We start from the raw sequence: 24,840 nt of genomic DNA, 5'->3' as shown, positions 1-24,840 counted from the left end.
AGTATAATAACATGAAAATATAACGTAAAATATAAATAATTTTATAATTGGGATAGGGATGTCTAGTAAGCACATAAAAACAGTTTTACTTTCATTTATTGCAACTTCTTATATAAATGCAACAACACTAAAAGAAACGGTACTTAATGTTCTTGATAGTAACGCGGATGTGTTGTCTGAAAAGTTTAATAAAGAAGCATATAAAAAATATATAGATGAAGAAAAAGGTGATTATTTACCAACATTGGATTTAGATGCATTTGTTGAGGATTCTAAAACTACTTTAAATAGAGATAATCAACCAAATGATCCAACAACAGCTAAAAAAGATGGATGGAATGCTGTTTTTAGATTTGAGCAGGTTTTATATGATGGAGGAAGAACTCCAAGTGAAGTTGAAGAGTTTAGACATAGTTATATTGCAAATAAATATAGAAGTGATAGAAGAGTTGAAGAAGTTGTAAGAAGTGCAGTTGATAGTTATCTAAATTTGGTTAAGTATCAAGAGTTAATTGATATTTCAACACATAGTGTTAATATTCATGATGAGTATTTAGTTATTGCACAAGAAAAAGAAGAAATAAGTGGTGAAGTTTTAGAGAGTTATCAAGTTAATTCAAAAAAGCATTTTGTTATTGATAGATTGATGGAACAAAGAATTGATAGAACTAATGCTTTAAATACATATGAACAACTTACAACTCAAGAGATTTCTGGAAATATTTGTAGACCAGTTATTAATGAAAAGCTTATTCCAAAAAGTTTAGAAAAAACAATAGAAGAAACACTTAGAACAAACTCTAAAGTACTAGAAACAATCTCAAAAGTAAAAGAACAAAGAGAAAATTATATTCAAGCAAATGCTGCAAACCTTCCTAGTCTTAGATTTCAATGGCAGATGACTTGGGATGATGATTTATCTGAAGAAGAAAATGGAAGAGAAGATATAAATAGAGTAAGATTAATTCTTGCATGGAATTTATATGAGGGTGGAAAAACAAAACTAGCAAAACAAAGAGAAGAGCTATTTTTAAAAGAGCAACAAAAAGTATTAGATAACACAATAAGAGAAGTAACAAGAGAAGTTAAAACAAGCTACACAAATTACTATGATAAAAAAGCAAAAGTAGAAAACTTAAAAAAGTATGTACAAGATAATAAAAATATTAAAGAAGTATATCTTAAGCAATTAGAAGATGGTACAAGAACTTTTATTGATATTTTAAATGCAGAGTCTGAATATTTCAGGTCTCAAATTGATATTATAGAAGAAGAGTATGAACTTTTTAGTATTTATTATGATTTATTAATGCAAAGAAATATTTTGGCAAATTCAATTATAAACTCAAAAACTCAAGTTTGTCCTGCTTTTGAAAGTATTTCAAAGAAAGCTAAAAAAGCAAAAGAAGAAAAAAACAAAGATGAAAAGAAACTTGATGATGATTTATTAAATTTACTTGATAATGAACTAGAAGAAGAAAAGCCAGTAAAAAATAGTGCAAATTTAGATGATGAAATCAATAGTCTAATATTTGATGAAGAGCCAACAGCTTATATAACAAAACCAGTAGAAGAAAATAGTTTAGAACTTGATGATTTAAAGATTGAAGAAAAAAATAGTGAATTAATTAAAAATTCTCCAATTCCAGAGGGTAAATATACTATTAATATAACAACATTAAAAAATAGTGAAGATATACAAACATTTATAACTAAGATGAAACTTGAGAATGAAAAAATTGTTTTATACCATACAAATAATGGAACAAAAGTTTTATATGGTGCTTATGAAAATACTAATGAAGCTTTAGTTGATATGAAAGGTTTTTCATTAAAACTGTTAAATAAAAATGTATATATTGATACGTTAGAAAAGCATAGAGTTAATTTTAAAAAATACAAAACTGTAAATAAGTAGGGTAGTTATGAGTGAAAATTTAAATACTCAAGAGAGTGATCTTTTAAAAGGGAAAAGAAAAGTTGATTGTTTGTTGGAATGTTTACTTTTTTTATCTAAATTTCATCAAAGGGCAGTTTCAAAAGAAGCATTGTCATATGGACTAGGGATTCATGGAGAGGTTTTAAATCAAGGTAATTTTATTGCTTCTGCAAAGAAAATAGGACTTATTTCAAAGCCTGCTGCTAGGGATAAAATAACTGATATAGATAAACTAGCACTTCCTGCTGTAATTTATACAAAAGATAATTGTTCTGCTGTTTTACTTGATTATGATGTAAATTCAAATAGTGCAACAGCAATACTACCTGAAATAAGTGAAGGTGAAACTAAACTTACTTTAGAAGAGTTAGAACAAAGATACACAGGTAAATGTATTATTATTAAGCCTGCATATAATTTTGAAAATAGAGTTAGTCAAGGTGTAAAAATAGAGCAACCTAAAAAGTGGTTTTGGGGTGCAATGAAGAGAAATAAAGATTTATATATAAAAGTTGCAATTGCTTCAATTTTTATCAATATCTTTGTTATAGCAACACCTTTATTTATCATGAATGTATATGATAGGATTTTACCAAATAACGCGATAGAGACTTTATGGGCACTTGCAATTGGTATTTTTGTAGTTATGACTTTTGATTTTATTTTAAAAGTTATAAGGTCAAAATATTTAGCAAAAGCTTCAAAAAGAGCAGATATTGTAATGTCAAATAAAATATTTGATCAACTTTTAAATATTAGGCTTGACCAAAAACCTGCATCTACTGGTATGTTTGTAAATAGACTTCAATCTTTTCAAGCAATTAGAGATTTCTTTGGTACGGCAACAGTTGCGACAATAGTTGATATTCCATTTTTATTTATTTTTATAGGAATAATCTTTTATATTGGTGGTATTTTAGGTTGGATTACAGTTGCTACTCTTTTAATTGCTATTGCTTTTTCTTTGATTATGCAAAAGCCAATTCAAAAACTAGTTAAACAATCATCAAAAGAAGAGCAGTTAAAGCATACAACTTTAAATGAAACAGTATCTGGTTTAGAAATAATTAAAAGTGTAAGAGGGCAAAATAGGATGAAAGCCCATTGGGATAAGTCTATTGGTCAAACAGTTTATTTTAATGAACAATCACAAGAACTATCACAAATCACTTCGTACTTTACTTCTTTTATTTCTCAGTTATCAAATATCTTTATCATTATTGGTGGGGTATATTTAGCAAGTACTGGAGATTTAACAATGGGTGGTATTGTTGCTGCTATGCTTTTAAATAGAAGAGCAATCTCTCCTGTATCTCAAATTGTAAATATGGTTTTAAGATATGATAGAACAGTATTAGCCTTAGATAATATTGATAAGATTATGCAAATGGAAGTTGAAAGAGAGAACAAAGTATATTTAAGTAGACCAGAACTTAAAGGTGAGATTGAGTTTAAAGATGTAACTTTCTCATATAAAGATAAAAACTATGAAGTTCTAAAAAATGTAAATCTAAAGATTAAACAAGGTGAAAAAATAGCCATTTTAGGAAGAATTGGTTCAGGTAAATCAACTCTTATAAAACTACTTCAAAATCTTTATGTTCCTAAAAAAGGTTCGATTCTAATCGAAAAAACTGATGTTAGACAAATTGACCCTGTTGATTTAAGACGAGCAATTGGTGTTGTTCCCCAAGAGCCATTTTTATTTATGGGAAGTGTAAAAGATAATATTACTATTGGTGAGCCTTTTGCAACTGATGAAGAGATTTTAAAAGCTTCTAAAATTGCTGGTGTTCATGAGTTTTTAGGTAAGCATGAATCAGGTTATGATTTCATGGTAGGTGAAAGAGGTGAAGGTTTAAGTGGTGGAGAAATTCAGTCAATTACACTTGCAAGAGCCTTAGTTAGTAATCCAAATATTATGATTTTAGATGAACCAACAAACTCAATGGATAAGCAAACAGAAAAAGAGTTTATTAAAAAACTGCATAATGTTTTAGATGACCAAACAGTAATTGTTGTTACTCATAAAACTTCAATGCTAGCGCTTGTTGATAGAGTTATTGTTTTAGATGATGGTAAGATAATTGCCGATGGACCAAAACAAAAAATTCTTGCTAAAAAGGATTCAAATGAAAAGTGATGTAAGTTTCGTACATAATCTTTATGGTCAAGCTAATGAAAAGATTAAGACTAATGTAGATTTATTATTCTTTTCAATTATTTTATTTGTAACTTCAATGATTATCTGGGCAAATATTGCCAAAATTGATGAGTTAGCAAGGGGTGAGGGTAAAGTAATTCCTTCTTCAAAGATTCAGACTATTCAATCTTTAGATGGAGGTTTAATTGAAGAGATTTTAGTAAAATCAGGAGATAAGGTTAAAATAAATCAGCCTTTAGTAAAAATTGATACTACTAGATTTCAAGCTACTTTTGAAGAGAATAAAGAGAGTTATAATCAATGGCTTACTATGGTTGAAAGATTAGAACTTGAAGCTAATATTGATGTGAGTAAAGAGATTCCAAAATTAGAGTTTTCTTCAAAAGTTAGAAAAATAGGTGAGGGTTATTTAGATTCTCAAAGAAAGCTTTACGAAAATAGAATTGATGAACTTATGACATCTTTAAAAGTTTTTGATTCTCAAATCAATCAAAAAAAGCAAGAATTAGCAGAGTTAAGGTCTAAAATATCACAGGCAAAAACTAATTTAAAGTTAATTACTGCTCAAAGAGCAACCATTAAAAGAATGGTTGAATCTGGTTCAAAATCAAGAATTGAACTAATTACTGTTGAAAAAGAGTATCAACAAACAAAAGGTGATTTAAGAACATTTGATTTAACAATTCCAAAAATAAACTATGCCATTTCTGAGGCAAAAGAGAAAAAGCAACAAAGAATAAAAGAGTTTAGAACAGAAGCTTCAAAAGAGTTAGAACGAATTCTTGTTGAGATAAAAAAGGCAGAAGCTAGACTTGTTTCTGATACAGATAAAATTGAGAAAACTGTAATTAAATCAAATGTAAATGGAACAGTTAAAGAGATTTATATGAATACAATTGGTGGAGTTGTAAAATCGGGAGTTACTTTAATGGATATTATTCCTGATAGTGAAAATCTTTTAATTGAAGCAAAAATTGACCCTAAAGATATTGCATTTATTAATCCAAGTCAAAATGTAATGATTAAACTTACAGCTTATGATTTTTCAATTTATGGTGGTTTAGATGGAAAAATCGTAGAGATTTCAGCTGATAGTATTGTAGATAAAGACTCTAAAGATGGTAAGAGTTATTACAAAGTTATAGTTGAAACTGATAAAAACTATTTAGAAAAAGATGGTAGAAAACTGCCAATTATTCCAGGTATGATTGCTAGTGTAGATATTGTTACTGGTAAAAAAACTATTATGGATTTTATTTTAAAACCAATATTAAAAGTTAAAGAAAACTCTTTACATGAGAAGTAGAAGGAAAAGTATGAGAAAAACAGTAATTTTTGGATTAATAGCACTTTTATTTTTAACAGGATGTTCATTGAAAAATGATACAAATCCTATAAAAAATGAAAAAAATATATCTAAAAGTCAGGATTTTATAGGTGAGACACCTCTTCATGATGCAGTAAGAGCAAAAGATATAAAAGAAGTAGAAAATCTTTTATCTAAAAAAAGTATTGATGTAAATTTAAAAGATAAATATGGATATACAGCTTTACATTTAGCTGCAAGATTAGATGAGTTAGAGATTGCAAAACTTTTAGTAAAAAATGGTGCTAGAGTAAATAGCACAGATGTATTTAAAGATACACCTTTACTTGATTCAACAAGAAATAGTACAAATGCCATGTCTAAGTTTTTATTATGTAATAAAGCTTCAAAAAATGTAAAAGACAGACACCTAATGACACCTTTACATAATTCTTCAAAAAATAGTGATATTTTTATTATGATGATGATTCAATCAAATGACATTACAAAGATGTGTGAACAGTTAGATATCACGATTGATTATTATGATGAAGAAGAGAATAAGATTTGTGGTTCTATTGTAAAAGGTGTAGCAACAAAAGTAAAACTTACAATTTCAGATGAAAATAGTGAAGGTTTAAAACCTTTTGGACCATATAATTCTAAAATCCAAAATGATAAATATTGTGCAACTTTAGATAAAACTTTAGATACAGCTAATGCATACTTAATCACTGCGATTGGTACAAATAGTGTTGATAAAGATATAGAAGTTTCAAACTTAAATGACTTATTAGAAGATAAAGCTGTTGAACCAAAAGAGCCATCACAGTTTATTTCTGGATTATATGAAGATTTAATGGCAGAGTTTAAAGATGATTTTGAACCATGGAATGCTACACTTGATAAAAATGGTTTAATCTTTAGATTTATGAAACCAAATGTTTTATTCTCTTTAGGAAGTAGTAATTTAAAAGACTCATACAAAACAATTTTAGATGACTTTTTCCCAAGATATTTAAAGGTTTTAGAAAAATATAAAAGTGAAATTGCAGAAGTTAGAGTTGAAGGTCATACTTCATCAGAATATAGAAGTGTAAAAACAATTGAAGAGAAATATAACAAAAATAAAATACTTTCTCAAAAAAGAGCAAAGCAAGTTCTTGAGTATACATCAAATCTTAGTAATGAAAGAGTTTTACAGAATAAAGAGTGGTTAGATTCTGTTTATAACTCTTATGGTATGTCTTCTGATAATTTAATCTTTGATGATTTAGGTATTGAAGATAAAAATGCTTCAAGAAGAGTTGAGTTTAATATAGAAAAGATAATAGAATAAAGGCTAGAGTATGAATAAGCTATTTTATGTATTACCTTTAATAGCACTAATTTTTAGTGCTTGTAGCCAAAAAGAGTACACTACAGCTGTTACAGTAAAAGATAAAGATGGACTTATAAATGATGAGGGTAAACTTTTAGTAAAGCCTGTTTATGAAAAAGTATATTTTTTAGATAATATGACTTCAAATAGATATGAACATCCAAATTATGTTAATTTTCATTGGCTTCATATAAATGATAAAAAGTTTGCCGTTGTTAAAAATATTGATGGTAAATATGGAATTATTGACAAAGAAGGGAATTTAAAACTAAAAGTTGTTTTTGATTCTATTGGAAACTTTTTTAATGGCTATGCAAAAGTTGAATTCAATGGTAAATTTGGCTTAATAAATGAAAATTTTGATGTGGTTTTAAAACCTGTTTATGATTCAGTTAGAGATGTTATTGATAACTCTATTATAGTTAAAAACTATGAAAAGAATAAGAAAGTTCAATATGGATGTATAAATAGTAAAAATATGTCTTTATCCCTTCCTTTAGAGTATGATATGATTTTTTTATCTAGTGAAGATAGAATGAGAGTTTTAAAAGACTCTAAGTGGGGATTTATTGATACTAAATGTAAATTAATCACAGAAGTAAAATATGATTTAGCAGGTGATTTTTCTAATAGTGTGGCAAAGGTCAAAAAAGAGAATCTTTGGACTTATATAAATAAAGATGGAAAAGAGCTTCATAAAGCTATTTTTGAACAAGCTGATAACTTCTAAGTAATTATTTAGAAGTTATCGTTTCAAGTAATAACTCTTTATCATAGGGTTTTGTAATATAAATTCTATGTAATTTATACTCATTTTTCTGTTTTTTGAAAAGATAAAGATTTGATGAATGAGTAATATCTATTTTGTTTTCAATAATCAATAAATTAAATGCTTTTCTAATATTTTCAAGTTCATTTTGATTTAGGTATATTCCATTAAATCTTTTATCAAAACTTTTAACAAAACTCTGTACTAACTCTTTTGATTGTGAAGGGTTTATATTTACAAAATAAAAAGGTAAATCAATTTTTTGTTTATCTATATCTTTATAAATATCGGTTATTTCATTTAAAGATAGAATACAAACAGTAGAACATCCAACATATCCAAAATAAACTAAAGCATAATCTTCTTTCTCATCATCTAAAAACCAAGGTTGCTTTGGAGAGTCTTTTACAATTATTTGTGTAGACTTATCAATAAAATTACTAATAAATGGAAAACTAAACATAGCTAGAAAACTAACAAAAAGTAAAGATAAACCTAAGATTTTTTTATTCAATCTTTACTCTTCAATAGTTTCAAATTTTTTGTAAATCTCTTTAACTTCATCAATATTATCTATAAATATATCAATAAATACTGGATCAAAATGTTTGTTCTTTTGTTCATTTAAAAAATCAATAGCTTCTTCAAAACTCCAAGCTTTTTTGTATGGTCTTATTGAAGTTAATGCATCAAAAACATCTGCAATTGCTGTAATTCTTCCATATACATGTATCTCTTCACCTTTTAAGCCTTTTGGATAACCACTACCATCAAATTTTTCATGGTGTGTTAAAGAGATAATAGCTCCCGCTTCTAAAAATGGATTTTGACTTCCTTTTAAAATCTCATATCCAATTAAAGGGTGTGTTTTCATATGTTCAAATTCATCAAAGTCTAATTTTCCAGGCTTTAATAAAACATCATCTCTAATTCCAATTTTACCTAAGTCATGTAAAGGTGAAGCATGAAATATTTTTTCTTGTTCTTCTTCATCCAAGCCATAATATTTTGCTAAAAGTTTAGAGTAGTGAGCAACTCTTGAAATATGGCTAGCTGTCTCAGGGTCTTTATGCTCAGCTGTTTTTGAAAGAACAAATAGTGTTTCATACTCTCTTGAAATTAGCTCTTTTGTTGCTAGTTTGATTTTATCTTGTAAATCATCATTAAAGTTTTTTAATGCTTTTTGAGATTTTTTAAGTGTTAGTAGGTTTTTAACTCTTAATTGAAACTCTATAACATTTAAAGGTTTAGTTAAAAAGTCATTTGCTCCTGCTTTTAAAACTTGAAGTTTTATAGTCTCATTATCAGCAGCAGCAGTAATCATAATACTTAACATCTCAGGATGTAAGATTTTAGCTCTTTGTATTAGTTGTTCTCCATTTAATTGAGGCATCATATAATCTGTTAGCATTACATCTACAGGATTATTTACAAGATATGTCAAAGCTTCAATGGGGTCTAAAAATGATTTAAACTCTATTTGCTCATCCATATTTTTTAAAAGTTCTTCAATTAGAGCAATGTTCATTGGTTCATCATCTATTACAATAATATTAATACTATTATTCATAATTCTCTCCTTTTTCTTTTCTTTGTGAAAATCTATATAAAATATCTTCTAAAAATGAAGGGTTTATTGGTTTACTTAAATAATCATCCATTCCAATTGAGATGAAGTATTCCTTATCTCCATCAGCAGCATTTGCTGTAAGAGCAATGATTGGTAAAGTATCATCAAATGCTTCTCTTAACTTCTTAGTAGCATCAATTCCATTCATTTTTGGCATATTGATATCCATAAGTACTAAGTCATATTTATTCTCTAAAGCCATATCAATAGCTTCGTGACCATCATTTGCTATATCATAGGTAATTTTATAGCTTTTAAGTAGTTCAGCTATTAACATTTGATTTATTGAATAATCTTCTGCTACTAAAACATGAAGATTAAAAGATGGTTTTTCAGTAGTTGTTTTCTCTTTTAATGCTCCATCAGCAGCATTAAATTTTCTTAATTGATTGTATAAAGTCGAAGTTGTATTATCATAATCAGTTAAGAAACTAACTGATTGCATTTCATCTTTAGAACCTTTAACCCCTAAAAGAATTAATTTAGGTTTATTTGGAAGTTTTAACCAACTATCTAAATAGATTTTTGAGTTATCAATAACTACTTTTTCTTCTTTAGTATCTATAATTGTTGTAGCAATTTCTTCTCTATTTATAAGTATATATGGAAGCTTTAATTGTTGTAATTGATTTAATAGTTTAGGGAAAGCTTCTAAAACCTCTTTTGAAACAATAACTTCATTTTTTGCATATAAAGAAGCTATAGGTTTTCTAGGATTACATTTTAATACTTCAAGTTCAAACTTAAAAGTACTTCCTCTACCTTCAATACTTTCAACTTCAAGCTCTCCACCCATAAGTTTTACATATGAAGCACTGATATTTAACCCAAGGCCAGTTCCTCCAAAACGTCTTGTTGTAGAACTATCTACTTGAGTAAAGGCTTTAAATATTGTTTTTTGTCTCTCTTTTGGAATACCTATTCCTGTATCTTTTACCTTAAAACTAATTCTTTGTACTTTTTCATCTGAGAATTCATTTTTTATTTGAACCGTAACTTTTCCACCTGATGATGTGAATTTTAAAGCATTAGAAACAAGGTTTGTTAAAATTTGTTTTAATTTTAAAGAATCAATAACTAAACACTCATAAATTGATGGGTCAATTTCTATACTAAAATCAACTTCTTTTTTTGAAGCAATAGGATGAAAAATCATAAGTGAACTTTCAAACTCTTCAAAAGGATTATTTGAAGTTAAATCTAATTCTACTTTTTCACTCTCTAGTTTTGAGAAGTCAAGTATTTGATTTACAATTTGAAGAAGAGTTTTTGTTGAAGACTCAATAACATTTACAAATCTTTTTTGTTCTGAATTTAATTGTGTTTGTTGTATTAAATGTGTAAACCCAATGATACCATTCATAGGTGTTCTAATTTCATGTGACATATTAGCTAAGAACTCAGTTTTTACTTGTTCTGCTGAAACTGCCTCTTTATGGTCTTTTTGAGCTTGCTTTTGTAACTCTTTCATTTTAATAAGCTGATTTTTTGATAAGGTGATAATATAACTTAACACAATAGCTTCCGCAACTACAAAAACAGCATGCAATAAAACATATTCAAGTCCACAACCATAAGAAAAAACTTTAATAGGATTTTCATTTATAGTGAAGTTCATAAGTTGTAAATAGTTAAATACTAAGTGATGAATAGCTATAACTAAACTTGCTAAAAGCATAGGTCTTAAATCTTTATATATTGTCAAAATTGCAAGACCAATAAAGACATGGAAATGCATTTCAATTCTTCCTAAATGCTGTTGAATAAAAACAGCAGAAAAAAGCATAATCATAATACCCATAATAAGTCTAAAGTATAAAGTCCCTGCTAAAGTGATATAAGCAAGACCTGAAATAGTTAGGATAATTCCACTTGAGATTATTCCTAAGGTATAAGTCTCATAATATTGTGATGTGATAAAAATAGCAATAAAAGCATGAAAAAGAATTATCCAAATCATTACTTTATCTGCAGTTAAATGCTCTTCTTGTAACTCTAAATCATATGAAGAATCATTTTTGATTAGTGATATTAGTTTATTTATTGTCATTTGTTTTCTTTATTTAGTTTGATATTGTTAATTAGTATTTTAATTTCTTCCATTTTTTCTAATTGTTCTTTTGGATTTGTTTTAATATTATTCTCTATATCCATCGCTAAATTTGAAATTTTGTCAAGTCTTAGTGTAGAAGATGAACCTTTTATATTATGTGCGATTATTTTAGCTTCATTGTAATCTTCATTGTTTATAGCAGTTTTAAAAGATTCAATACCTGTTAGTGTACTTTCAATAAACTTTTCAACTAAACTGTATAAAATTTCATCTGGTAGAGCTAGCTCTTTTTTTGCCTTTTGAAATAAGTCTTCCTCTTCTTTTATGTCAATAAGATTTTCTTCTTTTATTTTAGTTTGATTGTTTTCTAAAGCAGATATATCTATTAGAATAAAAAGATAATAGAAACTTTTTGAGAAAGGAACTTTTTGTACTCTTATCCAAAATGTTTTAAATTCATTGTTTTTATCTTGAATTAGAACTTTATTTACCTCTTTATTATTAGCTAATTCTCTTATTAGTTCATCATCATTTTTATAAGTGTTATAGCCATCTTTTTTAATAAATAGCTCACTTAAATTGTGATGTTTTGAATTAAATTCATGTAAACTTGAATAGTCTAATACTTCAAAGAATTTATTACTAATTTGTTCAAAGATGTTATCTCTTTTGATTAATAAAATCTCGTCAATATGATTAAATAGACTTGTCATTTTTTCTTTTTCAAGTTTAAACATATCTTTTTTATTTATTAAATCTGTAATATCTTCCCTTAATGCCATAAATTCAATGATTTCATCTTTCTCATTTAAAATAGGTGCAATAGTTGATTTTACATAATAGTCTTTGCCATTTTTAGCTCTATTTCTTATTACACCTTGCCAGATTTTCTTTGATGAAATAGTCTTCCACATTTGTCTAAAAAAAGGAACAGTTGATTTTGGATGTCTAATGATATTATGAGAATTACCAATTAATTCCTCTTGCTTATAACCACTGATTTTACAAAATTGAGGATTTACATAAGTAATAATTCCCTTTGCATCTGTTTTTGATACAATTGTAGATTTATCAATAATATATTTATATTGTTCTAAAAGTTTTTTATCTTCATTATGCTTTTTTTGTAAATGTTTGTAAATTACAATTGCAACAAAAAACAGAAGAGATATAAATAGAAAAATAACTATTTGGTTTGCAACTATTTTTTTTAGTTCATTGTTATTTTCAATAGAAACTAAATATCCAGTAAACTTATTATTTATATCTTTTACCGGTAGAAAACTATAAATTCTATCTTTTTCTAATAGATTGATTTTTGTAAAAAAGAAACTTTTTTGTGTATCAATTTTATATTTTAAAGAGTTTCCTAAATTTAAGTCATTATTATTTACTAATGAATTTGAATCATAAAAAGCAAAGTTTGCTTGAAAATATTTATTTAATTTGCTAGTTAAATGTAAAGTAGAAGTTGAAAATCTGAATAAAGCGACTACTTCTTTATCAAAAAATAAAGGATAAATAAAGTCTACTTTTTTTTCGCTATTATTTAAATTTATTCCCCAATATGAACCTTTTTTCTCTTTTAAATCTATATTTAGCTTTGTTTGTACCTCAGAAAAGTTTTCAGATAAAAGAGTTCCTTCTAAGTTATAAAAACCAAAGTTTGAGAAACCTTTACTTTCCAAATATTTAAAATCAAAGTTTTTTATTGATTTTAAATTATCTAGAAATGCAGACTTATTTTGGGCTGTTGTAATTACTTTTTCTATAAATAGATTATTTACTTCATGGTCATTGTCCATGTAAAGTTCATATGTTTTGTTTATGTCTAGATTTTTTTTATTTAGATAACTGTTTTTTGAAAAAGTGAAGTTTATATATATGAAAGTTGAGAAGAATGTGATAATAGAAATATATAACCACATTTGTTTGTTTTTTTTTGAACTCATGTCACATCTTTTTTACAAGTATATAAAAAAGTTTTAAAAAATAAGCTTATCATCCGATTTTGCAGCTATTAACTCTCTTCTTCCTTTTGTTCAAATATATTATCAATATGTTCAATCTCAACTCTATTTCTTCCATTTGATTTTGCTTTGTAAAGTGCTTCATCAACTCTTTTAAATAAAGTCTCTTTAGATTCTGTTTTATGATATTGACTAATACCAATCGAACATGTAATATTTCCCACTTCTTCAAAAGAGTGTTTTTCAACAGTAGCTCTTAGTTTTTGTGCTACAAACATAGCTTGTTCTATATTTGTTTGTGGAAGCATAAGTACAAACTCTTCTCCTCCCCATCTAGCAACAATATCGCAATCCCTTGAACAAACTGTTAAAATCTTAGCAACTTCTTTTAAAACTTTATCTCCAACTAAATGTCCATAAGTATCATTTACATTTTTAAAGTAGTCAATGTCAAGAAGCATAATAGATAAAACTTGATTATCATATCTGTTAGTTTTCTTTATTTCATACTCTAAGTATGAATCAAACTTTTGTCTATTGTAGATTTTTGTTAGAAAGTCATAAGAAGCTTTCTCTTCAAGTTTTGAAGTTTTTGATAGTAGTTCTTCATTGATTTTAGAGATTTTATTTCCTTCTTCTTTAATAAAATCAATCCATTTATTATAAACAATTCTTAGTAACTCTTTTTGTGTCAAAATACCTACAAGTTGTTTTTCATCATTTGTTACAACGATTCTTTTAAAGTGTTTGTCTTGTATAAAGTCTAAAGCATCTGAAATAGTTGAGTTTTCATTTAATGTGTAAACAGGATTACTCATATGTGTTTTTATAGGAAGTTTCAAATCAGAGTTTTTATGTACTAAGTTTATAAAATCTTTTGTTGTAAAAATACCAATAGGATAGTGTTCATCATCAATTACAATTACTGAATCACTATGATTGTCTCTCATAAGCTCAATTGTATGTAAAGTTGTAGTATTTTCGTAAGTTGTAACAGCTTTATATTGAAGTATAAGCTTTGCAATTGTTTGTTTTTTTATTAGTATTTTAGGGTCAATATTATTTATAATATCACTGTATGATAAGATTCCTATGATATTATGATTATCTAATATAATCATATATCTATCACTTGTATCTACTTCATTTAGAACATTTAAGATACTTAAATCTTTTTGTACTACTTTAGCTTTTGGTAAATCAAGCTCTTTAAGTGAAATATTTTGGTCAATTGAACCTAGTTTGTAGTCAATTAGATGATCAATTGTAAGCATAAAGTATTTGTGCTTTTCTTCTACAGTATCAGAAACTACTATATTTCTAATATTAGCATCAGCCATTTTTTTGATGGCTTCTTCTAAAGTAGAGTTTCTGTCAATTAAGACAACTTTTTTTATAGCAATTTCTTCAACTGTAGGCATCATACTTTAAATCCTTATATTAATCCAACTGCGTCTCTTAGAACTCTCATCTTTTCACTAGCAATTTTAGAAGCTTTTGAAGCACCAAAAGCTAAGATTTCGTGAACTTGTTTTGGATTTGCAAGTAATTCTTCTCTTTTTTGAGCATATGGTTCAAAGTGTTCATTTATTTTATCAAGTAAAGTAAGTTTAAAGTGACCATAACCTTCACCTGGAGTTGCATATCTAACTTGAAGTTCTTTTAATTCATCTTCATTCATAAATAGTTCACAAAGTTTATAGATATTACAGTTTTCGTGACTCTTCACTTCATCAAGCTCTTTTGAATCAGTTACTATTCCCATTACTTGTTTTTTGATTTTTTTCTTTGTATTAAACATATCAATAGTGTTACCATAAGATTTTGACATCTTAGCACCATCAGTTCCTGGAACTGTAGCTACAATTTCATCTACTTTTGATTCAGGCATTACAAATAGTTCTTGTTTATAAGCGTGATTAAAAGAGTTTGCAATATCTCTTGTCATTTCTACGTGTTGAATTTGGTCTTTTCCAACAGGTACAATATTTGAATCATAAAGTAAAATATCAGCAGCCATTAAAACTGGATATGAAAATAAACCATGATTTGCTTGAATACCTTTAGCTGTTTTGTCTTTATAAGAATGGGCTCTCTCAAGTAGTCCCATAGATGTATGATTTGAAAGTAGCCAGTAAAGTTCAAGTACTTCTTTTACATGGTGTTGTACCCAAAATGTAGATTTCTCAGGGTCCATTCCTAATGCCAAAAAGTTAACTGCAGCTTCAAAAGTATTTTGCTCTAAAAGCTCTTTGTCCTTCACTGATGTTAATGCATGATAAGATGCAATAAACGCAAATAATTCTCCATCGTCTTGAGATTCAATCATCTTTTTAATCATTCCAAAATAGTTACCTATATGAATAGTTCCAGATGGTTGAATTCCTGATAAAATTCTCAAATCTAATCCTTATAATTTTTTGAGAATTATATCTAAAAGAAGCATAATTACTGGTTATTTAATTTCATGTTAGCCTTTGAAATAATTAGTTCTAAATGCATAATCAAGTCATAATATTCACCCATATATGCAAGTGGAACTTTGGTTTCATCTTTTATCTCTCTTTTAAGCTCTTCTAATTGGCTTAATTTTTCAATTAACTCTTCTTTACTTGATTTATCTAAACTTAAATCTAGGTCTTGTAAAACATCATACCATCTATATATTTTTGATCTTATACTCCATCTATAAAGAGGAAAAGCACCTTTAAATAAAGGAATAGATAGGGTAATCAAAGGAATCAAAAGTATTTTTAATCTATCAAGAGTTGATGCAATCCAGTAAGGAAAAATCTTTTCAAGCCATGTATCACCATGAGTTAAATAAATACTTGCTTCTTCATTTTGAGGAAGGGGCAGATTAAGACTGTTTGGAAACTCATTTTCTTGTGAGAATAGGGTTTTGTCATCATGAACTGAAGTTACTTTTTTTAATAGAATTCTAATTAGTTCATCAGAAAAATCTTTATGTACAACTAAAGTTGCCGTACTTGCTAAAAGTTTTTTATTCTCTTTAGGAATATTTTCTAATAAATCAATTGTACCTTCATGTAAATCAAGAGTACTTAAATAATGAAACTTTCTGCTATAAGCGTTTGCTCTTTTAAAAGAGAATAATGAGATATCTTTATTATTCAAAAGTTCTTTGATTATTTTAGAGTCAGGTGAAGTGACTAAAAATAGTGCGTCGATTTTTTTATTTATTAGTTTTTTACTTGCTTCTTCTGAATTATAGTTATAAAAAGTACTATTCTTTTCATAAATACCATTTATATTTAATATATTTAAAGCTAAGTCTTTAGTGCCACTGCCGTTTTCTCCAATAGCTATTTTTTTGTTTTTCAAATCTTGGATATATGATAAATCTTTAATATTTGTATTATAAAATATCCAAAGTGGCTCATAATAAATTGAGGCAAGGGATTCTAAATTTTCACTATGTTCTACTGTGCCATTTTGAACAAAAGCAATATCTACTTTTTTCTCTTCTAGTAGTTTTATATTTTCAATAGAGCCAGTTGATGTTACGATATTTACCTTAACTCTCTCTTTTTCTAAAAGTTTTTGATATTTCAATGCTGTTTGATAATACTGCCCTGATTTTGAACCAGTTGCTATTGTAATCTCTTTTTTAGGACTTGGTTTTATAAACTGAGCAGTAAAGTAAAATACACCAATTACAAGTGCTATTACTGGAATAGATACCAGAATAAATTTGTTTTTCATATAGGACTCTTTTATTTTGAATAAAATCTTTTATTATATTTTACTAAAACAACTTTATATGATGATTATGTTAAAATTCGAAAAAATTTATTAGGAGAAAAAATGGCAACAGTAAGAGTTGAAAGAGCATGTGGATGTTTTAGAAATTCAGATTATGAACAAGAAATGCAGTTTGAAACAATTGATGAAGCTTTAGAAAAAGCAAATATGATGTGTATTGAGATGAATGAAGACTTTTGTCATAAACACAGATTTACAGCTGTTTATGATGAAGAGAGTGGTGAAGTAATCATTAAAATGCAGATGAATGGATAATTATTAATCGAAGGAGAGATTTTCTCCTTCTTTTTTTATCTTTAATAAATAATATTAATTATTAAAACTAGTATTATAAAAATAAGAATAAGAAGAGTTTTCTTCCCTAATAAATTATGAAATAAATCTTCTTGTCATGTACTGTCTTTTTGTATTTGCTATTAAGATAATCTTAGAAATAATTCACAATCAATTATAATAATTATTATCATAAAAGGAAATATTTATGAATTTTAGAAATAAAAAACTTATTGGAATATCTTTTCTTACTGCGGCTCTTCTTCAAAGTAGTATTTATGCAGATGAGAAAAAAGATGAGAAGTCATTGGGTAGTGTTGATATTGTTTCAACTAATGTAGATGAAGATAAAGGTAGCTATGCTATAGAATCTATGAGTACATCAACAGGTTTAGATTTATCTATTAAACAAACACCTCAATCGATTACGGTTTTAACTGTTGATGAGTTAGAAGATAGAAATATCTTTTCATATCAAAGTTTATTAAAAAAAGTAAATGGTGTTTCAATTGAAAGATGGGATGAAAGAGTAAATGCTCTTGCTAGAGGTTTTGAAGTTGACTATTATCAATTTGATGGAATACCAACTTATTCGAGTATAACAAATAGAGACCCTGACTTAGCTCTTTATGACAGAGTAGAGATTGTTAAGGGTGCAAATGGATTGATGACAGGAGCTGGAAATCCAGCTATTAGTATGAACTTTGTAAGAAAAAGAGCTGATAGCAAAGTAACAAATGGAACAATAGATTTAAGTGCAGGTTCATGGGACAACTATTCTGCAACAGCAGATATCTCAACTCCTCTTACAAAAGATGGAAAAATAAGGTCAAGATTTATTGTAAAACATGAAGATGGAGACTATTTTCTAGATGATTATGAACGAAAAAACGATTTGTTTTATGGAGTTATTGATGCTGACTTAACAGATACAACAACTGCTTCAATAGGTTTTTCATATCAAAAACTAGATAGAACAGGTATTAGATGGGGTGGTTTACCAGCATTTTATGATGATGGGACAAGAACAGATTTTAGTTCATCAAAAAATCCTACAGATGATTGGACATATAGAGATTTAACTACAAAGTCTTATTATTTTAACTTAGAACAAAGATTAAAAAATGATATGAAAGTTAATTTTTCTTATTCAAGATTAGAAGCAATTGATGATACATCTTTATTATATTTAGCCGGGAAAGTAAATAAGACTGATGGCTCAGGTTTAGGTTATTATACTTGGACAGCTAAAGAACAGTATGAAGAAGATACTTTTGATTTAAATGCTTCTATTCCTTTTGCTTTTGCAAATTTAGAACATGAATTAGTATTAGGGTATTCTCATAGTACTTTTGATGTTACAGATTATCCTTATTTTCAAACAAATGGAACACTTGGTAGTTTAAATAATATAAATGTGCCTAGACCTACAGGTACATACAATGAATATAAAAAAGGTAAAACAACTCAAGATGGATTATATGCAAGTTCAAAAATATCTTTATCTAATGATTTAAAGTTAATTTTAGGAGCTAGATTATCTAACTGGGAGTATAATGGAACAAAAGCTGATGGTAGCTCTCAGTCTTATGAGTATAAAAATGAGCTTACTCCTTTTGCTGGAGTTGTTTATGATTTAAATGATACTCACTCTATTTATGCAAGTTATACTTCTATTTTTAATAGTCAAGATAAAAGAGATCCAAATGGTAATTATATTGATGCTGTTGAAGGGAATAGTTATGAAACTGGTGTTAAAGGAGAATATTTTAATGGAGCTTTAAATGCTTCTGTTTCTGTATTTAGAATAGAGCAAGAGAATGTTGCAGAAGAAATAGATGGTGTAAAAGTAGGTACTTCTAATGAACAAGCTTATAGAACAGCAGATGGAGTTGTAAGTAAAGGAATTGAATTGTCTTTAGTAGGAGATGTAAGTGAAAACCTTAGTCTTAGTGCTGGAATTACTAATTTTGAAGCAAAAGATGCTGATAATAAAAATGTAGTTACAAAAGCTTCAAGAACAAATGCTAATTTATTTGCTTTATATAAAATCAATAAGTTTAATATTGGTGCAGGATTAAACTATAGAAGTAAATTCTATAAAGATACAAATGATGGAAGAATAACTCAAGGTGGATATACAACTGCTGAGTTTATGTCAAGTTATAATGTGAATAAAGACTTAAAGTTACAATTAAATATTGATAATCTATTTAATAAAGAATATTATGATGGAATTGGTTCAAATACAATGTTAAAAGCAGAACCAAGAAAAGTAACTGCAAGTCTAAAATATAAATTTTAAACTCATCAAAATGTAAAGTGGATTTCACTTTACATTTTATAAATAACTCTTATAAGGATAACCTACTTAATGAAATTACTTGTTTTTTTTATACTGTTTCTCTCAAATCTCTTTGCTTCTGATATTAATAAATATGAAAATATCAATAGTTTTAAAATTCTCTATGATGATGAAGGATTTAAGAATATAACTTATAAAGAGTATAAAAATAAGAAGTTAAAAGATTTTACAATTAAATTAGGTGTTAATAAAAATACTTTACTAAATAAAGTCTACTATTTAACTATTTTTGATGATAAAGAATCTTTAGTAAGTACAAATATTTCTTATAAAAATGAAAATCAAATGAAAGTCATAAGATTAGACTCTTCAACTCCTAAAAATCTCTATTTTAAATACTCTTATTTTGAGGCTAAAAAACCAGAGTTTAGATTTAATGTGATTTCTTCTTTTGAGTATAAGTATATACTTCCTTTTGAAGGTATTTTATATGGCTTGGCTTATGGGATTATATTTTCTGCTTTTTTATATTATTTAGTAATATATTTTTCAACAAGTAGAGTTTGTTTTTTATATTATTCCTGTATGCAACTTTTTGTTTTATTATCATTAATTGGTTTCGTATATTTTAGTTTCCAACCATATCCTAAACAAACACCACAAGCTTTTGTTGATATTTTTGAAACAGCAGCTTTTATGTTTACTTTTTTATTTGCCAAAGAGATATTAGACGCAAAAAGAATAATGCCAATTGTAAATCATATATTGAGTTTCTTTGTATTAATAAATGCTTTAGATATCTTACTTATATTGATTTTTAAATACTCAATTTTATATGAATATATTGATTTTTATATATCTTTTTTAGTTCCATGTTTAGCAGGTATTATCGCTTTGTCAAAAGGTAAGAAAGAAGCTTTGTTTTATACAATAGGATGGTTTACTCTTTTTGTTTTTGTTTTTTCATATGAATATGATTTAATCCCCTTAAGTGGAATTTATACTATTCATATTGCAGCACCTTTGGAGTCTTTAATATTTAGTTTTGCATTAGCTTTTATGCTTAAAAATTTAGTGAAAAAACAGAATGAACAAGAAAAAATGTTAATACATAAAAGTAAATTAGCTTCAATAGGAGAGATGATAAATAACATTGCTCATCAATGGAGACAACCTTTGATGCACTTAAGCTATATAAATATGAATTTACAAATGTCAAGTGAGAATTCTGAATTTGATAAGGATTTCTTTGTAAAAAAAATAAAAGAGTCAAATTCTCAAATAAAGTTTATGAGTAAGACAATAGATGATTTTAGAGATTTTTATCAAGTTGAAAAACAAATGCAAGAGTTTAGTGTAAAAAATGCTTGTAGTCTGGCTATAAATATTTTAACTCCTACTTTGCAAAAAAGAAATATCATCATTGACTTAGATTTAAAAGAAGAGATAAATATTTTAGGTTATGAAAATGAATTTGCACAAGTTATATTGAATTTTTTAACAAATAGTATAGATAAATTTATTCAAAATAAACAAGAGATTTGCAAAATTCACATAACTATTCAGAAGCAAAAAAATAAACTGATTACAGAAGTTTGTGATAACGCAGGAGGAATAGAACTTGAAAATCTTGATGAGGTATTTGATGCTTACTTTACTACAAAACAAAGGGGAAGTGGAATAGGTCTTTATATGTCTAGACTTATTATAAAAGAGCATTTTAAAGGAGATATAAAAGTATCAAATACAAAAAATGGTGCTTGTTTTAAAATCATAATCTAAATTTTAGAGACTCTAATTCAGAGTTTCTAAAATTTTTGTATAAAGATTCTTGTTTTTATTGTTGTATCTAAATATTGATTCATTTAGGTGTGAATAAAAATTGTTTTTATTTATACCTCTAAATTTTTTTAATCTACTAAGAAGAAACTCTTCTAGGATGTTATCTGATTTTAAATATGCAGAAATAAGATATGTGTCATTTTGTTTACTATGTAAAACTCTTGCACAATTGGCTTTTTTGTGTTTTGGAAGGGAAACTTCTAAATTATCTTTGATAAAATCTTTTAATTTTAAATCTATATTATTTTGATTGTTTAGTACAAAAACACCATATATAGTTTGAATATAAAAAATATTATGTTTATATATATTTATATGTTTTATCTCTAAAAGATTTTGATTTTCTAAAAACTTATTCTTTCTAAAATTCTCTAAATTATTTTGTTCTAAAATCTTTGTTCTAAATATTTTGTAGTAATGATTGACCGTTTGTCTGCTACAACCAATTAATGAAGCAGTTTGAATTGCTGTATAATCTTTACTAAAATAGTAACAAATCATAGCAATATTATGACTTTTTATTTTTGCATTTTTTATTTGAATATTTGTTTTCTCTATATTTAACATGAAGAAAGTATATAAAAAAAAAGTGAGAAAAAAATGAGCAATATAAAAATGATTATCATAATTGTATTTATTTTAAAAAAGTTGTATAATATCAAAATGATTGAAAAAAAGTACAAAAATATAAAAATCCTTTGTATTGAAGATGAAGATTTAATAAGAGAAAATCAAGTTTTTTATCTTAAAAGATTGTTTGCAACTGTATTGGAAGCTACTAATGCAAAAGAAGCATTAAGTTTAATAGAAAAAGAAAAACCTGATATAGTTATAAGTGATATAGAACTATCTGATATGAATGGTTTAGAACTAATTAGAGATATTAGAAAAAAAGATAAAAAGACGAAGTTTATAGTATTAAGTGCTTATTCTACAAAAGAGTATTTATTAGATGCCATAGACTTAGGTTTAGTAAAATATCTAATAAAACCAGTAGATCATGAGACCTTTTATCCTATATTACTTCAATGTGCAAAAGAGATATATGAAGAAAACTCAGATTTAATTTCTCTTAGTTCAACTTGTAAATTTGACTTGAAAAACTCTTTTGTAAAATATGATAATAATCAAATAAAATTGACAAAATATGAAGCAGACTTTTTAAAGCTTTTATATGAAAATAGACCAAATGTAGTAAGATATGAACAAATCCAAGATGTAGTTTGGAAAGATAATATCATGACAGATAGCTCTTTACGAACACTTGTTAAAAGTTTAAGAAAAAAACTTCCTTCAAATTATATGGTAAAGAACTTATCAAAGATTGGATATATGTTTAATCCTTAGTTTATTGCTTGTTTTTTAATTGAGTCATTAGTTTATTTGTATTTCTCATACTTACAATAATTGTTGCAAATAAAAGTAAAAAAGCTAAACTAATTGTTACTATTAAAGCAGTACTATACTCATCGTCATCATCTCTTGATTTTGATAATTTACTATTTTCACTTTTGTTTGTATTTTTTGTAAAGCCATTTTTAGGAGCAATTCCTTTTTTTACTTCTTGAAAGTGTGGACCTCCATCAAGTACAATTTGATAAGGTTCATTTGGTATTTTTATTATAAGTTTGCTTGTTTGAGGTAATCTTTCTTTGTATAAAACCTCACCTGTTGCTAAAGCCTCTAATCTTACTTGTGCTTCAGGTGTTAACTCTCCTGTATCAAAAAGTCCTTCAACCGTAATCGTATTATCTTGATTGTCTTTAACATTAAGTATTAATTCATGTGCATAAATTAATGTAGGTAATAATAAAAGTATAAAATATAAAAAGTTTTTTTTGTTCATTGTTAAGCCTTTTTTGTGTTTTTGTTCCAAAATAGTTTTGCATCTTCTCTTTTATTTGGAAGTTTTTTTGATATGAAAATAAGAGTACTTCCTAATAAAAATAGTGCAATATCTACATTTAATATAATATTCATTTTTTGAGTGTATAGCTCAATAGGTGAATAACCAGAGTTTGTAGTATGTATAAGTGGAGCACAAATAAATAGTACTCCACTTACTAAAAGCATATTTTTAGCTGCTTTATAAGAGTTTATTTCATAAAAACTATAAAGTAAAGCAAGTAACCACATATTAAAAAATAAGCCTTGTTGCCAAATAATTCTATCTTCTAAGTTTATAGGTAAAAGCCATTGTAGATTGAAAATAAGAGCAGTTGCTGGAATTACACCAATCATTATTGCAAGACTTAGTTTTCCCATTCCATGATAAAAAGGAATTTTATCTTCAAACTTTTTTGCTTTTTTCTCACACCAAAGCATAACACCAAATCCAAGAGCAAGTGCAGAAGCTAGCATTATAAATGCAATAAGAATTCTAATAGTAAAATCAACACCAAAAAGAAGATGTAAAAAATAAGTTGCATCTGCTACTAAAACGCTCCAATGTCTATCCATAACTTTTACATTTGATATTACACTTCCATCAACAGCACTTAGTGTTAAAGTAGGTTTGTTAAATACTCCATTTAAAAATGGATAATTTGAGTTGTAACCCTCAAGTTTGATTCTTGCACTTGAGTCTTTCCAATTTATAAGTTTTATTTCTTCTAAGTTTACATTCGGATTTATTTCTTGTGCTTTTTTGATTAATTCACTTATTGGAAGCATTGGTACATTATCATTTTTTTTCTCTATTGGTTTTTCTTTTTGAAGTAGAACAGGTGCTGTTATTCTTTCAATATTATAAGTCTCACCCTTTGAAGCTATATATGTCATAGCTCCTGAACCGCTATATCCTATACACATTAATGCTCCTGTTAAAGTAATGATTATAAAAGGAGGGAAAGCCCAAGTGAAAATCTTTCTATGATATAAAGAGAACTTACTTTGCTGATTTTTTCCATTGCTTTTATATTTGAATACATTTACTAATAGTAAACCACCAATTATTAGAAACATTACAGCAACAGCCATAAAACCAAAGATTGTATACCCCACATTTTTTAACGGATGTCCATAATGCATACCATTTAAAAATCTTGCAAGTTGGGATTTATCTCCCTCATGATTAATCTTTTCTTGTGTAGTTGGATTAAAAACAGTTTCTTCTGTGAATTTATGAGAGATTTTTAAAGCGGGGTCATTCATATCTCCTGGAAGTTTTATAATAATGTTGTTTTTTGGGAAATCAGGATTAGATATGATAGGATCAATCATTGCTGAATAATCAATTTTTGTAATATCGGCTGCTGCAAAATGTCTTGAAGGTTTCTCCCAAACTTGAATATATGGAAGCATTATTGCAAAAATTCCAAAAAAAACTGATAGATATAAAAGTAGTGAAACACTTATACCTACTGCTGAGTGAACTCTAAAAAGTCTTTGTTTAAATAGTTTTGATTTTTCTGATGACATTA

19 protein-coding genes are annotated in these 24,840 nt (G+C 26.8%); 9 read left to right on the top strand and 10 right to left on the bottom strand.

Annotation, left to right across the window (positions count from 1 at the left end):
- Positions 1-58: 58 nt before the first annotated feature.
- From ACH5BF_RS05205 to ACH5BF_RS05185, 5 genes are read left to right on the top strand one after another with little or no spacing between them, the layout of a single operon-like run.
- A complete protein-coding gene (locus tag ACH5BF_RS05205) occupies positions 59-1,918 on the top strand; it encodes a TolC family protein (protein ID WP_423273146.1) in 1,860 nt (619 codons plus the stop codon).
- A 7-nt stretch (positions 1,919-1,925) separates the two neighbouring features.
- Positions 1,926-4,082 (top strand): type I secretion system permease/ATPase, encoded by a 2,157-nt coding sequence (locus tag ACH5BF_RS05200; RefSeq protein WP_423273145.1) that lies wholly within the window; start codon positions 1,926-1,928, stop codon positions 4,080-4,082.
- Positions 4,072-5,409: an HlyD family type I secretion periplasmic adaptor subunit gene (locus tag ACH5BF_RS05195; protein ID WP_423273144.1), complete on the top strand. Its 1,338-nt coding sequence runs from the start codon at positions 4,072-4,074 to the stop codon at positions 5,407-5,409. The genes ACH5BF_RS05200 and ACH5BF_RS05195 overlap by 11 nt, the downstream gene beginning before the upstream one ends.
- Before the next feature lie 10 nt (positions 5,410-5,419).
- Entirely contained in the window at positions 5,420-6,748 is a 1,329-nt protein-coding gene (locus ACH5BF_RS05190; RefSeq protein ID WP_423273143.1) for an ankyrin repeat domain-containing protein, read from the top strand.
- A gap of 10 nt (positions 6,749-6,758) precedes the next feature.
- The gene (locus ACH5BF_RS05185; RefSeq protein WP_423273142.1) at positions 6,759-7,520 is read left to right on the top strand and encodes a WG repeat-containing protein; all 762 of its coding nucleotides are present in this window, start codon (positions 6,759-6,761) and stop codon (positions 7,518-7,520) included.
- A gap of 4 nt (positions 7,521-7,524) precedes the next feature.
- On the opposite strand, the gene ACH5BF_RS05180 is transcribed toward ACH5BF_RS05185, so the two are convergent.
- The 7 genes from ACH5BF_RS05180 to ACH5BF_RS05150 all read right to left on the bottom strand — a co-directional run bounded on the left by ACH5BF_RS05180 (position 7,525) and on the right by ACH5BF_RS05150 (position 16,938).
- Positions 7,525-8,073, bottom strand: a complete 549-nt coding sequence (locus tag ACH5BF_RS05180; RefSeq protein ID WP_423273141.1) for an SCO family protein — start codon at positions 8,071-8,073, stop codon at positions 7,525-7,527.
- A 3-nt stretch (positions 8,074-8,076) separates the two neighbouring features.
- Positions 8,077-9,129, bottom strand: coding sequence for an HD domain-containing phosphohydrolase (locus tag ACH5BF_RS05175; protein ID WP_423273140.1), 1,053 nt, complete (start codon positions 9,127-9,129; stop codon positions 8,077-8,079).
- On the bottom strand, positions 9,122-11,239 hold the full coding sequence (locus ACH5BF_RS05170) for an ATP-binding protein (protein WP_423273139.1): 2,118 nt from the start codon (positions 11,237-11,239) through the stop codon (positions 9,122-9,124). Before ACH5BF_RS05170 ends, ACH5BF_RS05175 begins: the two co-directional genes overlap by 8 nt.
- Complete coding sequence (locus tag ACH5BF_RS05165; protein ID WP_423273138.1) at positions 11,236-13,194, bottom strand: PAS domain S-box protein; 1,959 nt, start codon at positions 13,192-13,194, stop codon at positions 11,236-11,238. The genes ACH5BF_RS05170 and ACH5BF_RS05165 overlap by 4 nt, the downstream gene beginning before the upstream one ends.
- Before the next feature lie 68 nt (positions 13,195-13,262).
- Complete coding sequence (locus tag ACH5BF_RS05160) at positions 13,263-14,636, bottom strand: diguanylate cyclase (RefSeq protein ID WP_423273137.1); 1,374 nt, start codon at positions 14,634-14,636, stop codon at positions 13,263-13,265.
- 11 nt (positions 14,637-14,647) lie between these two features.
- Positions 14,648-15,613 carry a tryptophan--tRNA ligase gene (gene trpS / locus ACH5BF_RS05155; protein WP_423273136.1) on the bottom strand — a complete coding sequence of 322 codons (966 nt, stop codon included), beginning with the start codon at positions 15,611-15,613 and terminating at the stop codon, positions 14,648-14,650.
- A 47-nt stretch (positions 15,614-15,660) separates the two neighbouring features.
- A complete protein-coding gene (locus ACH5BF_RS05150; protein WP_423273135.1) occupies positions 15,661-16,938 on the bottom strand; it encodes a TAXI family TRAP transporter solute-binding subunit in 1,278 nt (425 codons plus the stop codon).
- A gap of 102 nt (positions 16,939-17,040) precedes the next feature.
- Here ACH5BF_RS05150 and ACH5BF_RS05145 point away from each other — a divergent pair, with 102 nt between their 5' ends.
- From ACH5BF_RS05145 to ACH5BF_RS05135, 3 genes are all read left to right on the top strand, one after another.
- Positions 17,041-17,253 carry a hypothetical protein gene (locus tag ACH5BF_RS05145; RefSeq protein WP_423273134.1) on the top strand — a complete coding sequence of 71 codons (213 nt, stop codon included), beginning with the start codon at positions 17,041-17,043 and terminating at the stop codon, positions 17,251-17,253.
- 226 nt (positions 17,254-17,479) lie between these two features.
- Positions 17,480-19,576 (top strand): TonB-dependent siderophore receptor, encoded by a 2,097-nt coding sequence (locus ACH5BF_RS05140; protein WP_423273133.1) that lies wholly within the window; start codon positions 17,480-17,482, stop codon positions 19,574-19,576.
- Between the two features lie 69 nt (positions 19,577-19,645).
- Complete coding sequence (locus ACH5BF_RS05135) at positions 19,646-21,358, top strand: sensor histidine kinase (protein WP_423273132.1); 1,713 nt, start codon at positions 19,646-19,648, stop codon at positions 21,356-21,358.
- A gap of 12 nt (positions 21,359-21,370) precedes the next feature.
- Here ACH5BF_RS05135 and ACH5BF_RS05130 read toward each other — a convergent pair whose 3' ends face one another.
- Complete coding sequence (locus ACH5BF_RS05130) at positions 21,371-21,985, bottom strand: hypothetical protein (protein ID WP_423273131.1); 615 nt, start codon at positions 21,983-21,985, stop codon at positions 21,371-21,373.
- Between the two features lie 33 nt (positions 21,986-22,018).
- Here ACH5BF_RS05130 and ACH5BF_RS05125 point away from each other — a divergent pair, with 33 nt between their 5' ends.
- A complete protein-coding gene (locus tag ACH5BF_RS05125; protein ID WP_423273130.1) occupies positions 22,019-22,765 on the top strand; it encodes a response regulator transcription factor in 747 nt (248 codons plus the stop codon).
- A 1-nt stretch (position 22,766) separates the two neighbouring features.
- Here the strand turns inward: ACH5BF_RS05125 and ACH5BF_RS05120 are convergent, their stop codons facing one another.
- Both ACH5BF_RS05120 and ACH5BF_RS05115 read right to left on the bottom strand, forming a co-directional pair.
- Entirely contained in the window at positions 22,767-23,264 is a 498-nt protein-coding gene (locus ACH5BF_RS05120; RefSeq protein WP_423273129.1) for a hypothetical protein, read from the bottom strand.
- A 2-nt stretch (positions 23,265-23,266) separates the two neighbouring features.
- On the bottom strand, positions 23,267-24,838 hold the full coding sequence (locus tag ACH5BF_RS05115) for a PepSY-associated TM helix domain-containing protein (protein WP_423273128.1): 1,572 nt from the start codon (positions 24,836-24,838) through the stop codon (positions 23,267-23,269).
- Positions 24,839-24,840 lie beyond the last annotated feature (2 nt).

Source organism: Arcobacter pernae (assembly GCF_049472135.1).
GTDB lineage: Bacteria > Campylobacterota > Campylobacteria > Campylobacterales > Arcobacteraceae > Arcobacter_B.
This window is presented reverse-complemented; position numbering and strand designations above follow the sequence as displayed.

Coding starts and splice junctions, on each gene's coding strand:
- ACH5BF_RS05205 (WP_423273146.1), top strand. CDS start 59: ATGTCTAGTAAGCACATAAAAACAGTTTTACTTTCATTTATTGCAACT.
- ACH5BF_RS05200 (WP_423273145.1), top strand. CDS start 1,926: ATGAGTGAAAATTTAAATACTCAAGAGAGTGATCTTTTAAAAGGGAAA.
- ACH5BF_RS05195 (WP_423273144.1), top strand. CDS start 4,072: ATGAAAAGTGATGTAAGTTTCGTACATAATCTTTATGGTCAAGCTAAT.
- ACH5BF_RS05190 (WP_423273143.1), top strand. CDS start 5,420: ATGAGAAAAACAGTAATTTTTGGATTAATAGCACTTTTATTTTTAACA.
- ACH5BF_RS05185 (WP_423273142.1), top strand. CDS start 6,759: ATGAATAAGCTATTTTATGTATTACCTTTAATAGCACTAATTTTTAGT.
- ACH5BF_RS05175 (WP_423273140.1), bottom strand. CDS start 9,129: ATGAATAATAGTATTAATATTATTGTAATAGATGATGAACCAATGAAC.
- ACH5BF_RS05170 (WP_423273139.1), bottom strand. CDS start 11,239: ATGACAATAAATAAACTAATATCACTAATCAAAAATGATTCTTCATAT.
- ACH5BF_RS05165 (WP_423273138.1), bottom strand. CDS start 13,194: ATGAGTTCAAAAAAAAACAAACAAATGTGGTTATATATTTCTATTATC.
- ACH5BF_RS05160 (WP_423273137.1), bottom strand. CDS start 14,636: ATGATGCCTACAGTTGAAGAAATTGCTATAAAAAAAGTTGTCTTAATT.
- ACH5BF_RS05150 (WP_423273135.1), bottom strand. CDS start 16,938: ATGAAAAACAAATTTATTCTGGTATCTATTCCAGTAATAGCACTTGTA.
- ACH5BF_RS05145 (WP_423273134.1), top strand. CDS start 17,041: ATGGCAACAGTAAGAGTTGAAAGAGCATGTGGATGTTTTAGAAATTCA.
- ACH5BF_RS05140 (WP_423273133.1), top strand. CDS start 17,480: ATGAATTTTAGAAATAAAAAACTTATTGGAATATCTTTTCTTACTGCG.
- ACH5BF_RS05135 (WP_423273132.1), top strand. CDS start 19,646: ATGAAATTACTTGTTTTTTTTATACTGTTTCTCTCAAATCTCTTTGCT.
- ACH5BF_RS05130 (WP_423273131.1), bottom strand. CDS start 21,985: ATGTTAAATATAGAGAAAACAAATATTCAAATAAAAAATGCAAAAATA.
- ACH5BF_RS05125 (WP_423273130.1), top strand. CDS start 22,019: ATGAGCAATATAAAAATGATTATCATAATTGTATTTATTTTAAAAAAG.
- ACH5BF_RS05120 (WP_423273129.1), bottom strand. CDS start 23,264: ATGAACAAAAAAAACTTTTTATATTTTATACTTTTATTATTACCTACA.
- ACH5BF_RS05115 (WP_423273128.1), bottom strand. CDS start 24,838: ATGTCATCAGAAAAATCAAAACTATTTAAACAAAGACTTTTTAGAGTT.